The organism is Lachnoanaerobaculum sp. OBRC5-5 (assembly GCF_000296385.1).
Taxonomy (GTDB): domain Bacteria; phylum Bacillota; class Clostridia; order Lachnospirales; family Lachnospiraceae; genus Lachnoanaerobaculum.
Genome location: NZ_JH815185.1, coordinates 415124 through 427297 on the forward strand (window position 1 = coordinate 415124; position 12174 = coordinate 427297).

10 protein-coding genes and 1 pseudogene are annotated in these 12174 nt (G+C 34.0%); all 11 read left to right on the forward strand.

Features of this window, described 5'->3' with window-relative positions; translation table 11 throughout:
• The first annotated feature begins 11 nt into the window (after positions 1 to 11).
• The gene (locus HMPREF1135_RS01945) at positions 12 to 1790 is read left to right on the forward strand and encodes an aminopeptidase P family protein (RefSeq protein ID WP_007591394.1); all 1779 of its coding nucleotides are present in this window, start codon (positions 12 to 14) and stop codon (positions 1788 to 1790) included.
• Positions 1760 to 2938, forward strand: a complete 1179-nt coding sequence (rlmD, locus tag HMPREF1135_RS01950; RefSeq protein WP_007591396.1) for a 23S rRNA (uracil(1939)-C(5))-methyltransferase RlmD — start codon at positions 1760 to 1762, stop codon at positions 2936 to 2938. The genes HMPREF1135_RS01945 and rlmD overlap by 31 nt, the downstream gene beginning before the upstream one ends.
• A gap of 112 nt (positions 2939 to 3050) precedes the next feature.
• The gene (locus HMPREF1135_RS01955; protein ID WP_007591398.1) at positions 3051 to 3494 is read left to right on the forward strand and encodes an SMI1/KNR4 family protein; all 444 of its coding nucleotides are present in this window, start codon (positions 3051 to 3053) and stop codon (positions 3492 to 3494) included.
• A 141-nt stretch (positions 3495 to 3635) separates the two neighbouring features.
• A pseudogene (locus HMPREF1135_RS01960) lies at positions 3636 to 4172 on the forward strand (ATP-binding protein); the annotation flags it as partial.
• Positions 4173 to 4436: 264 nt separating this feature from the next.
• Positions 4437 to 5009, forward strand: coding sequence for a TetR/AcrR family transcriptional regulator (locus HMPREF1135_RS01965; RefSeq protein ID WP_007591401.1), 573 nt, complete (start codon positions 4437 to 4439; stop codon positions 5007 to 5009).
• A gap of 103 nt (positions 5010 to 5112) precedes the next feature.
• Positions 5113 to 6900, forward strand: coding sequence for an ABC transporter ATP-binding protein (locus HMPREF1135_RS01970; RefSeq protein ID WP_007591402.1), 1788 nt, complete (start codon positions 5113 to 5115; stop codon positions 6898 to 6900).
• Positions 6893 to 8602 (forward strand): ABC transporter ATP-binding protein, encoded by a 1710-nt coding sequence (locus HMPREF1135_RS01975; RefSeq protein WP_007591411.1) that lies wholly within the window; start codon positions 6893 to 6895, stop codon positions 8600 to 8602. Before HMPREF1135_RS01970 ends, HMPREF1135_RS01975 begins: the two co-directional genes overlap by 8 nt.
• Positions 8603 to 8604: 2 nt before the next feature.
• Entirely contained in the window at positions 8605 to 10122 is a 1518-nt protein-coding gene (locus HMPREF1135_RS01980) for an ABC transporter ATP-binding protein (RefSeq protein WP_007591412.1), read from the forward strand.
• Entirely contained in the window at positions 10112 to 10816 is a 705-nt protein-coding gene (locus HMPREF1135_RS01985; protein WP_007591414.1) for an energy-coupling factor transporter transmembrane component T, read from the forward strand. The genes HMPREF1135_RS01980 and HMPREF1135_RS01985 overlap by 11 nt, the downstream gene beginning before the upstream one ends.
• A gap of 69 nt (positions 10817 to 10885) precedes the next feature.
• Positions 10886 to 11470: an MptD family putative ECF transporter S component gene (locus tag HMPREF1135_RS01990; protein WP_007591417.1), complete on the forward strand. Its 585-nt coding sequence runs from the start codon at positions 10886 to 10888 to the stop codon at positions 11468 to 11470.
• A gap of 443 nt (positions 11471 to 11913) precedes the next feature.
• Entirely contained in the window at positions 11914 to 12048 is a 135-nt protein-coding gene (locus HMPREF1135_RS14240; protein WP_255347310.1) for a hypothetical protein, read from the forward strand.
• Positions 12049 to 12174 lie beyond the last annotated feature (126 nt).

A 12174-nucleotide genomic window follows, 5' to 3' on the forward strand; every position in this document is an offset into this window, starting at 1 on the left:
AAAGGAGCATTATGAAACAGACAATTGTTGATTTAAGAAAAGTAATGCAAAGAGAGGGGATAGACGCATGGATATCCCCTTCTTCTGATGCACATCAAAGTGAATATCCTACAGAATATGACAAATGCAGGAGATTTTTAAGCGGTTTTACAGGAAGTGCGGGTACACTCCTTGTAATGAAGGAAGAAGCATATCTTTGGACAGACGGAAGATACTTTTTACAGGCGGAAAGCGAGCTTAAAGACAGCGGAATAACTCTTATGAAAATGGGAGAGCCCGGAGTACCTAATCTTGATGAACTCCTGGAAGAAAAGATGAAAAAAGATGAAGTACTCGGATTTAACGGTTCACTTCTAAGCTTCTCGGAAGGAAAAGTAATTGCAGGCAAAGTTGTAAAAAAAGGTGTAAAGCTTGCAATCGGTAAAGAAATTACTGATGAGGTTTGGACTGACAGACCGGAGAGACCACATACAAAAGTGTTTATTTTAGAAGAGAAGTATGCAGGAAAGTCGGCGGCAAAAAAGATAAGTGAAGTAAGAGAAAGAATGAAGGGTAGAGATCTTTTGATAGTATCTTCATTATCCGATATCGCATGGCTAACTAATCTTAGAGCCTTTGATATAAAATGCAATCCGCTTTTCCTGTCTTATTTTATACTTGAGAGTGACAAGGCGACATTATTTATTCAGGATGAGGCGCTAAGTGATGAAGTAAGGGCATATTTGGATGAGAACGGAATAGATATAAAGTCATATGAGAGTTTTGATGAAACTGTGGCAGGTATTAAAAACAAACAGATAATGTTTGATGAGGCGGATGTCAGCTACAAGACATTTATTTCTATAAGTAAAAAAGAAAATGCAAACAAACTTTACAGTGTATTAAGCCCTGTAACCTATCTGAAGAATATAAAAAATGATGTTGAGGTTTCAAATATGAAAAAATCTCATATCAGAGACGGCGTATATATGGCTAAATATATGTATTGGATAAAGCAGCAGGTAAAAAACGGTGCCAAGCTTACAGAAAAGACAGCATCAGACTATCTTGATAATTTAAGAAGAGGGGATGATCTTTTCCTTGATTTAAGCTTCCCGACTATATCAGGTTATGCCGAAAACGGTGCAATAGTTCACTATGAGGCTGAATATGAGACTGCAAAAGAGCTGGAAGCTAGAGGATTATACCTGTTTGATTCAGGTGCTACATATAAGGACGGTACCACAGATGTAACAAGAACAATTTCTCTTGGAGAAAATACCTATGAAGAGAAGCTTCATTATACCTTGGTAACCATCGGTATGCTCAGACTTTTAAATACTACATTTAAGAGAGGAGCAATAGGTGTTTGCCTTGATATAAAGGCAAGAGAGGCACTTTGGGAGCATGGACTTGATTATAATCACGGTACCGGACATGGTGTTGGATTTGTAAATACGGTCCATGAAGCACCTACATCTATCAGAAACAAGATAAACAAAGATGTATTCAGAAATCTTGAGTTTGAGCCGGGAATGATAATGAGTGATGAGCCGGGAGTATATATAAGCGGTAAGCATGGTATCAGAATGGAAATTTTGATGAATGTTATTGAAAAGCAGGAAGGTTTCCTCGGATTTGAAAGCCTTACCATGGCGCCTATAGACAGTGAACCGCTATTGGTAGATGTAATGACAAAGAAAGATATAGAGATTTATAATAAATATCAAAAACAGGTCTATGATTCCATATCCTATGGACTTAGTGAAGAAGAGAAAGCATGGCTGAAGGAATTAACAAAAGAAATATAAAAGCTTCAAAAGAGCTAAAATGTGCAGTCGCCAAAAAATGTGGCGGCTGCGATTATATAAACAGTTCATACAATAAGCATGTCAAGGAGAAACTTGACACAGCAAATTCATTGATAAAAAAATACGGCAAATTTGACGGGATTGTCTCCATGAGCAATCCCTATCATTATAGGAACAAAGTAAGTGCGGTTTTCGGCTTTGAAAACAAGAAAATCATTGCAGGAACTTATGAAAAGAACTCACATAAAGTGGTGGATACAAAAAACTGTCTGATTGAAGATGAGAAGGCGGGAAGTATCATACAGACCATCAAGAAAATGTGTGTTTCATTTAAAATAAAGGCATATGACGAGGACAGCGGATTCGGCTTCTTGCGCCATGTACTGATACGTGTAGGAAAGAAAAGCGGTCAGATCATGGTGGTTTTGGTGACCTCAAATGTAATATTCCCAAATAAGAATGCCTTTATAAAGGTACTGAGAGGAGAACATCCCGAAATAACTACAATAGTTCAAAATATAAACAACAAAAACACCAGTATGGTGCTTGGTGACAGAGAAATAGTGATGTATGGCAAGGGCTATATCACAGATGAACTCTGTGGACTTACATTCAAAATCTCACCGAAGTCATTCTATCAGGTAAACAGAGATCAAACCGAAAAGCTTTACTCTCAGGCAATAGAGTATGCAGGTTTGCAAGGGGATGAATTGCTTTTGGATGCCTATTCGGGAATAGGTACTATCGGGCTGATTGCGTCAAAGTCCGTAAAGGAAGTAATATCTGTGGAGCTGAATAAGGATGCCCACAAAGATGCCATCACGAATGCCAAGATAAACAATATAAAGAATGTGAAATTTTATAATGCCGATGCAACCGCATTTATAAACGATTTGGCAGCAGCTAATGAAAAGATAGATGTGGTGATTCTAGATCCACCAAGAACAGGATCTACAGAGGAGTTCATAGCCGCAGTAGGTAGGCTGAAACCGAAGAAAGTGGTATATGTGTCCTGCAATCCCGAGACACTGGCAAGGGATTTGGAGGTTTTCAAGAAGCAAAGGTATAGATTTGAAAAGGGGATGGTGTTTGATTGCTTTTGTCATACGAAGCATGCGGAGACGGTGGCATTGTTGGAGAGGCAATGATATATTATTTTTATCTCCTAAAAAATACTACATTTTAAGGGATAAGCTAGTGATTAAGGGAATGTCAGTATCTAAATAAATAAAGCATCTATAATTTCATTAAGGAGATAAAATGTGTAATATTATTTTAGAAAAACACTTTGACAGGATTAAGGCGGCTTACGAAGCAAGCGTGTTCACAAAAGGTATCCTGCCGGAGTCTGAGGATAATATAAAAAAGTTTGAATTAAATTATGTTTCCATACCCTCAGAGTATCGTTGGCTACTTCTTAACCTGGGAGGTTGCTATTTGGCGGAACCGTGGATTTTTGACTTGAAGGAGCTTGAAGAAAACTATACATTCTTTGAAGAAGCATACGAGGAGTATATGAGTGAATGTGAACACGGGAAAGCATTTCCTATCGGAGGCTTAGGTGACGGAAGCATTGTATTTATAGACTTGGAAAGTGGTAAGATACGCGGATATAATAATGACTATACTGACCTTGAGGAAATTGCAGATAGCTTTTCCGAGCTTATTTTAGATTTTGTAGAACAGGTGAAAAGCTATTCTTGATATAAGAGCTACTATAATTGGTATATATTTAACCTAAATTATTCGTGGTAACACCATGATAGTGGATGAAAGCGTCCATTATTACTATGTTTTTGCTAAATATTATAATTCACTTATTAAGTGAATTATAAAGAGCGTCCATTTGTAGGAATATATATTTACAAGGATAGAATTTCTTTTGTAAACCATAACAGACCACTTCCTCCTGTAACTATCGAAGCTCTTAATAGGGATAGAAGTTTTGATAGACGGCAGTATCTTAATAAAGAACTTAAAGATATGTTCTTTTCATTAAATTTGATAGAGTCTTACGGATCAGGAATAAGGCGAGCAAAAGATGCACTATTAGAAAATGGTTCTCCTGAACTTAAGTTTTATCCGGACAATGAAGAAGATAACTATACTAACGCAGTTATGGGTACAAATTCAGAGTTTTTAAAGGTGTTTAATGGTAGTATTACCCAAGAAACTACCCAAGAAATAAAAATTGAGAAATCCGTATCGAATAGAATTATTGAATTGATGATGATGGAGCCAAATATTACAGCAAAACAAATTGCGGAACATTTAAATGTTTCTTTTGACGGAGTTCGTTATCACATAAAAAAATTAAGAGCAGACGGTAAGATTAAAAGAGAAGGCTCTACCAAATCAGGCAAATGGGTTGTAATGAAATAGAATAAACAAGGTTATAGAATCAAAAGGTGATTAGAGTAAAATCTAACCGCCTTTTTTGTTTGGAGAAAAGAAGAAGATAAAAATGCAAATAAATGATTTTCATAACATTATGTAGCTTGCAAAACGAGATAGTTTGCGTAGTGAAGCAGAATATCTAAAGCTCTTAAAGGTTGTCGATATGTTTTCTATAGGCATCTTGACAAATATTGAATTATAATTTATTATTAAATATAAATTCAGTATTAACATAGAAAGAGGTGTGCTATGGCACAAGTATTAAAAGAAGAAGTTAGAAATAGAATACTTGAAGCAGCAGAAAAAGTGTTTTATAAAAAGGACTATAGAGGTGCCAAATTAACAGAAATTGCAAAAGAAGCAGATATTCCTGTGGCACTCATTTATACCTATTTTAAAAATAAGGAAGTTTTGTTTGATGCAGTAGTAAGTTCAGTTTATATAAATTTCGAGTCAGCCTTTAATGAGGAAGAATCTTTGGAAAAAGGTTCTGCTTCTGAAAGGTTTGATGAAGCTGGAGAAAACTACATTCATGAACTTTTAAAAGAGCGTAAGAAGTTAATTATTTTGATGGATAAAAGCTCAGGAACGAAACATACAGAAGCAAAACAAAAACTCATATCACAAATGCAGGTTCATATTGAAGTAAGTTTAAAAAGACAATCGAAACAGGTATATGATCCAATGCTTGCTCATATTTTAGCCAGTAACTTTACAGAGGGGCTTCTTGAAATAGCAAGGCACTATCAAAGTGAAAAGTGGGCAAAAGACATGTTAAAACTTATTGCAAGGTGTTATTACAAGGGAGTGGAATCCCTATAATCAGCACTAAAAAATAGACTTTGCGTAATCAGCAAAGTCTTACTTTAAACCTTAATATTGAATTATAATTCAATATTATTCAATTTTGAAAGGAGAGTTGTTCATGCCGGAAAAAGAATTAAGAAAAAAAGTGATTGGGAAAAATAGCTTAGCGGGTTTACTTCTTGCTTTAAAAATAGTATTTGATTTGATACCACAAATCTTACTTGTATATTTGATTAGTTCTTTAATTACAAACAATATTAACGAAGGGAATTTAAAGTATATTTTCTTAGGAATCTTTATATCGTTTGCATTAAAAGGTGTGTTTTATTATTTTGCAACAAAAGTTGCCCATGAAAAAGCCTACGAAAAATTGACAGAACTTAGGTTAGATATTATCGGGCATCTGAAAAAACTAAGTTTAGGATTTTTCAAAGAACATAATACCGGGGAGCTTACCAATATCGTTCAGCATGATGTGGAACAAGTGGAAGTATATCTTGCTCATGGTCTTCCGGAAATAATGTCAGTTACACTTCTGCCTACCATTATTTTTGTAGCTATGATTTTTGTAGATTGGCGTCTTGCACTTGGTATGATTGCGGGAGTTCCACTTATGTATTTGGTAAAAGTTCTTTCACAGAAAACAATGGATAAAAACTTTGCTATTTACTTTAACCATGAAAACAAGATGAGAGAAGAGCTAATGGAATATATAAAAAATATTTCTGTTATTAAGGCTTTTGCTAAAGAAGAGGAGATTAGTGAAAGAACATTAAAAACGGCAAGGGAATATATTTACTGGGTTAAAAAGAGCATGGGAGCAATTACAATTCCAATGGGACTCATTGACATATTTATGGAAATTGGAGTAGTTATTGTCATGATTTTGGGAAGTATATTTCTTTACTATGGAAATATTACAACACCTAATTTTATACTTGCCATTATTTTATCGTCTGCTTTTACTGCATCTATAAGTAAGACAGCTACATTGCAACATTTTTCTATTGTGTTTAAGGAAGCTCTAAGGGCGATTGGAAAAGTTTTAACAGTTTCGCTTCCAAAGAAAAAGACAGAACAAGGTTTAGACTTTGGAAATATAGAATTTAAAGATGTGAATTTTGCATACGGAAAAGATAGCTTTGAGCTAAAAAATATCAATTTAACTTTTAAGAAAAATAGTTTGAATGCCTTTGTAGGAGCAAGTGGTTGTGGGAAAAGCACTGTATCTAATTTGCTTATGGGATTTTGGGATGTAGACGAAGGACAAATACTGATAAATGGAAAAGATATAAAAGAATATAGTCAAGAAAATATCTCAATGCTGATTGGTAGTGTGCAACAAGAGATTATCCTTTTTGATTTAAGTATTTTTGAAAATATAGCAATCGGAAAACTAAATGCAACAAAAGAAGAAGTCATAGAAGCAGCTAAAAAAGCAAGATGCCATGATTTTATTTCAGCATTGCCAAATGGATATGAAACACGAGTAGGTGAAATGGGAGTTAAGTTATCCGGTGGAGAAAAACAAAGAATCTCCATAGCAAGAATGATACTTAAAAATGCACCGATTTTAATATTAGATGAGGCAATGGCAGCTGTTGATAGTGAAAATGAAAGACTAATCGGTGAAGCGATTGATGATTTAAGTAAGGATAAAACCATCATTACAATTGCTCATCATCTAAATACGATTAGAGATTCAGACCAAATTATAGTTATGGATAAGGGTGTTGTTCTTGATGCAGGAAGCCATGAAGAGTTGATGAAAAGATGTGAGTTTTATAAGGATATGGTTGATGCACAGAACAAAGTTGATAGATGGAATTTGAAAGATAATAGTCTTTCACGAGCAAGGAACGGAGTGGATTGCGAGTGTACGGAGGTGGTAACAGAAAATGTTTAGAGAAATGTTAAAACTACTTACAAAAACCGGCAAGAGAGATTTGATTATATCAAGTGTATTCTTTGCCCTTTATGGACTAAGCTCCATAGCCATGATTGTTATCGTATTTTCTATACTGTTTCAGATATTTGATGGTACAAGTTTAGATAGACTTTATAAATATTTTATTGCGATAGGATTACTTGTAGTCTTCAAAGGTATTTGTAATATGGTCGCAGATATGAAAAAGCATAGTGCAGGTTTTGATATTGTTCAGCAAATAAGAGAACGCATGATTATCAAATTAAAGAAATTCAGTTTGGGATTTTATACCAATGAAAGACTGGGAGAGATCAATACAATTTTACACAAAGATGTTGATAATATGTCCCTTGTTGTAGGACACATGTGGTCGAGAATGTTTGGTGATTTTTTGATAGGTGCAGTTGTATTTGTTGGTCTTGCAAGTATTGATTTAAAACTTGCTATTCTAATGGCTGTATCTGTTCCGATTGCACTTATCTTTCTATATCTGACAATTAAGCAATCTGAAAAAATAGAGAATCAGAATAATTCAGCACTTCTTGATATGGTTAGCTTATTTGTTGAATATGTTAGAGGAATACCTGTAATAAAGAGTTTTTCAAACAATAAGAGCTTGGACAATGAGCTTATGAATAAGACAAAAAAGTTTGGAGAAACAAGCAAAGCAGCTTCAAGATTCAAGGCAAAACAGCTATCTATATTTGGTTTTTTACTGGATATTGGATATTTAGTTCTTTTAATTGCAGGAGCAATACTTGTTATAAAGGGAAGTCTTGATGTACTTAATTTTATTATCTTTGCAGTAATTTCAAAAGAGTTTTATAAGCCATTTGCTTCTATGGAACAACACTATATGTACTATGTTTCGGCGGTAGATAGTTATGAAAGACTTTCAAGGATTTTATATGCAGATGTAATCCCGGATAAAGTGAATGGAATTGTTCCGAAAGATAATGATATAGCTTTTGAAAACATAGATTTTTCCTATGAAAAAGATGAATTTAAAATGGAAAAATTGAGCTTTTCTATTGCTGAAAAAACAATGACAGCCTTAGTTGGAGAATCAGGTAGTGGAAAGACTACGGTAACCAACTTGCTTTTAAGATTTTATGATGTGCATAAAGGAAAAATTACACTCGGAGGAATTGATATAAGGGATATTCCTTATGATGAGCTTTTAGATCGTATCAGTATTGTCATGCAGAATGTTCAACTGTTTGATAACACGATTGAAGAAAATATCAGACTAGGTAAAAAAGGAGCTACAAAAGAGGAAATCATTAAAGCTGCAAAGAAGGCAAGGATACATGATTTCATTATGAGTTTACCGAAAGGCTATGAAACTGATATTGGAGAAAATGGTGGGCTTCTTTCAGGTGGACAAAGACAAAGAATATCTATTGCAAGAGCGTTTCTAAAAGATGCACCGATTTTAATTCTTGATGAAATGACAAGTAATGTTGATCCTGTAAATGAATCTTTGATACAAGATGCAATTACAGAACTTGCAAAGAATAGAACTGTACTTGTAGTGGCTCATCATTTAAAAACCATTCAAAAAGCTGACCAAATTCTCGTATTTCAAAAAGGCAATTTACTTGAAAAAGGAAAGCATGGGGAACTTCTTGATAAAAATGGTTACTACACAAAATTATGGAAAGCTCAGTACGAGGTATAATCATGATTTTATTAAAAGATGTTTCTTATGAATGGGAAGATGGACGAACTGCTTTAAAAAATATCAATCTTGAAATTAAAAAAGGTGAATTTATTTTAATTTCAGGGAAAAGTGGAAGTGGGAAAAGCACTCTTGGAAGTGTGATGAATGGTCTTATTCCGCATTATTACAAAGGCAAAATGAAAGGAGAAGCCTTTGTGTCCAGAAAAGATATAAGCAAATTATTACTTCATGAAGTAGGGCATATTGTAGGGACTGTATTTCAAGATCCAAGAAGTCAGTTTTTCACGACAACGACAGATGAAGAAATAGCTTTTGGGCTTCAAACTATCTGCAAATCAAGAGATGAAATCAAACAGAGAGTAGAAGAAGTATATGCAGAGTTGGATATTGAGGAACTTAAAGGAAAATCTGTTTTTGAATTATCAAGCGGACAGAAACAAAAGATAGCTATTGCAAGCATATATGCGATGAATCCGAAAGTTTTAATTTTAGATGAACCTTCAGCAAATTTGGATATGAAAGCAACATTTGACATGTTTTTAATTTTGGAGAAATTAAAGAAAAAAGGAACAACGGTTGTTCTAATTGAACATCGTTTGTACTATGTAAAGTCTTTATTTGACCGTTTTCTTTTGATGAAAGACGGAGAAATTACGAAAGACTTGAGTCGGGAAGAAGTTATCTATCTTGAAAGGGCGTTTTGGGATGAAAATGGACTAAGAACTCTTGAATTAGAAGAATACAGGATAAGTGAGAAGAAAGATTCATATCAATTAAATAATGAAAGTATTAGTGGAAAAGGCTTGAAATTTTGTTACCCAAGTACAACTAAGGTTGGAAATAAGCAAAAACAGTACATCTTAAATCATCTTGATTTCAACATGGAGTGCGGAAAAGCCATTGGTCTTATCGGCTTAAATGGTACCGGAAAAACTACCTTTGCAAGGGTAATTTCAGGACTTGAGAAGATAGAAGAGGGAAAAATATGGGCGGAAAAAGATAAAGAGTTGAATCGTAAAGATTTAATGGATATGTCATATTTTGTATTTCAAGATTCAGACTATCAGTTGTTTTCGGAAAGTGTACTTGATGAAATGCTACTTGGTATTTCAAGTAAAGATAAAAAAGAAAATACCCAAAAGGCACATTTTATTTTGAATGTACTTGGCTTAGATAAATATATAGATAAGCATCCGTTTGCTTTATCAAGAGGAGAAAAACAAAGACTGACAATAGCTTGTGGAATGATGAAACAAGCAAAGATTTTCATCTATGATGAACCAACATCAGGTTGTGATAAAGACTCAATGCTTTCTGTCACAAAACTGATTGAAGAACAATTAAAAAATGGAACAACAGTTTTGGTAATAAGTCACGATTTTGAGTTTTTAGCAAACACAGTGAGCAAGCTGTGGGTAATGGGAGATGGAAAAATAGAAACTGTTTTGAATATGAGCGAAAGTAATAAATTTCTCATATTAGACAAGATGAGAGGAGGTAGAGAGCTTGTCGGATAGAAAAACTATAGATCCGAGAATAAAACTTACTCTACTTCCAATTGCCTCCTTTACGAGCTTTTTTATAAGCGATACAATTCTACTTTTCGGACTGCTTGTCTTCGCCTTTTTTCTGTATGTATACAGTGGAATGTGGAAAAGAGCATTACGCTTTATCTTGTTTTTTGTGCTTTTATACTGCATAGAGTTAGGACTTGGAAAGTTTTGCGAAGCAAGCATCGTATTTGCAATATATATGTTTATTTACTTTGCATCAAGAATGACCTTAATCGCTATATTTGGTGGATATATAACAAAGACTACAAGTGTAAGTGAAATGCTGGAAGCGTTAAATAGAATGAAAGTACCAAGAAGCATTGGTATACCTTTTAGTGTTTTGCTTAGGTTTGTACCAACTATAAAAATAGAACTCAAGGCATTAAAAGAGAATATGAAGATTCGAGGAATCATAACAAGCAGATTTTTCCCGTTGCTACATCCAATTAAATATATGGAATATACGCTTGTTCCACTTTTAATGAGAATGATTAAGATTTCAGATGAATTGTCAGCTTCGGCACTTATCAGAGGACTTGATAGTGATGAGAAGAGGGTAACATTAACAGAATTGCGGTTTAGAACAACGGATTTATTGATTGGACTATTAGGAGCTTTTATAATTGCTCTTATGATAGTAATACAGAGAATTTATTAGGAGGACTAGTGTGAAAAATACTTTTCATCACTATTTGTGCCGCAACTTGGCGGCGGAATGGAGATTTTTATGAAAAACAAATTAAATGGTCGTGATTTTATTACAATCGGAATTTTTAATGCAATTGGAATTGTCATATACATGGTAGCCAGCTTTGCTATGGCAACAACAGTTATAGGAGGATTTATTGCTTCAGGAGTTAGCTTTATGATAGCTGCTACCGTTTATATTCTTATGGCTGTAAAAGTTAAAAAGAAGGGTGTATTTACAATATCAGGAACGCTTCTTGGTTTAATTGCATTGTCAGGAGGACATTTGCCTCATGCAGTCTTTGCTGTAATCGGTGGAATGATATGTGATTTGATTATAGGAAATTATGAGAGCAAGGGACGAATGATTATTGGATATGGGACATTTGCATTAGCAGATTTTTTAGGAACAGTAATTCCTGTAATTTTATTCGGAACAGCTTCCTTTGTGGAAAGAGCATCAAAATGGAAAATGAGCGAAGTACAAATAAATGAAGCATTATCTTATTTCAAAGTTTCGTGGGCAGTAGGATTTGGCTTGATAACTTTTGTTCTTGCTTGCATAGGAGCATTTGGTGCAACAAGGATACTTAAAAAACATTTTGAAAAAGCAGGAGTGATTTAATCAATCTTTGTTTGTGAGGGAAAAATGGATTAAATAGTGGAGGTAATTGCTATGTATTATTTAGGGTCTGTTATTCATCCGCTTATAATTTGTGTGTTTTATGCGGATGGGAAGATGCTGTATCGTATGGAGGGGATATGATTTTAGTTAAATGATGGTGTGAAATACAGTAAAGTAGCATGTCAAGCTGAATTTGATAAGTTCTAACACACATTTTAATAAAAGTAGTAAATACGCATTTATTTTAAAAGTGTACCTTGGAATCTTAAATTGAGAATGTAGATGTTGGTGTTGTGGAATATAACTGTAAAGATGAGAATAAGAAAACAATCAGAAAAAATTTAGAAGTAGACTTTATTATCAATAGAGGAAGTAATAGATACTATATTCAATCTGCACTTAATGTTGATACAAGAGAAAAACAAGTATAAGAAACGGAATCCTTGAGAAGAACAGGAGATTCATTTGAGGAAGTTGTTATAGTTAGAAATAATATAGTACCTAGATTTGATGATGGTGGAATTTTATATACTGGAGTAGAGGATTTTCTATTGGATGAAACAAAGCTGGATTTATAGAATTAGTGTCGTTAGATTTAATAAAAATGCGTATTTATGATATGATTTTAAAAGAATAATATCCTGCCTTTTTTCATTGCTCATAGACTCAGCTGCTTCACAATGCGCCTCTGAGCAATGCAAAAA

What these genes read in the sequence shown, in the direction of transcription:
- HMPREF1135_RS01945 (WP_007591394.1), top strand. Translation starts at nt 12, where the DNA reads ATGAAACAGACAATTGTTGATTTAAGAAAAGTAATGCAAAGAGAGGGG.
- rlmD (WP_007591396.1), top strand. Translation starts at nt 1,760, where the DNA reads ATGGCTGAAGGAATTAACAAAAGAAATATAAAAGCTTCAAAAGAGCTA.
- HMPREF1135_RS01955 (WP_007591398.1), top strand. Translation starts at nt 3,051, where the DNA reads ATGTGTAATATTATTTTAGAAAAACACTTTGACAGGATTAAGGCGGCT.
- HMPREF1135_RS01965 (WP_007591401.1), top strand. Translation starts at nt 4,437, where the DNA reads ATGGCACAAGTATTAAAAGAAGAAGTTAGAAATAGAATACTTGAAGCA.
- HMPREF1135_RS01970 (WP_007591402.1), top strand. Translation starts at nt 5,113, where the DNA reads ATGCCGGAAAAAGAATTAAGAAAAAAAGTGATTGGGAAAAATAGCTTA.
- HMPREF1135_RS01975 (WP_007591411.1), top strand. Translation starts at nt 6,893, where the DNA reads ATGTTTAGAGAAATGTTAAAACTACTTACAAAAACCGGCAAGAGAGAT.
- HMPREF1135_RS01980 (WP_007591412.1), top strand. Translation starts at nt 8,605, where the DNA reads ATGATTTTATTAAAAGATGTTTCTTATGAATGGGAAGATGGACGAACT.
- HMPREF1135_RS01990 (WP_007591417.1), top strand. Translation starts at nt 10,886, where the DNA reads ATGAAAAACAAATTAAATGGTCGTGATTTTATTACAATCGGAATTTTT.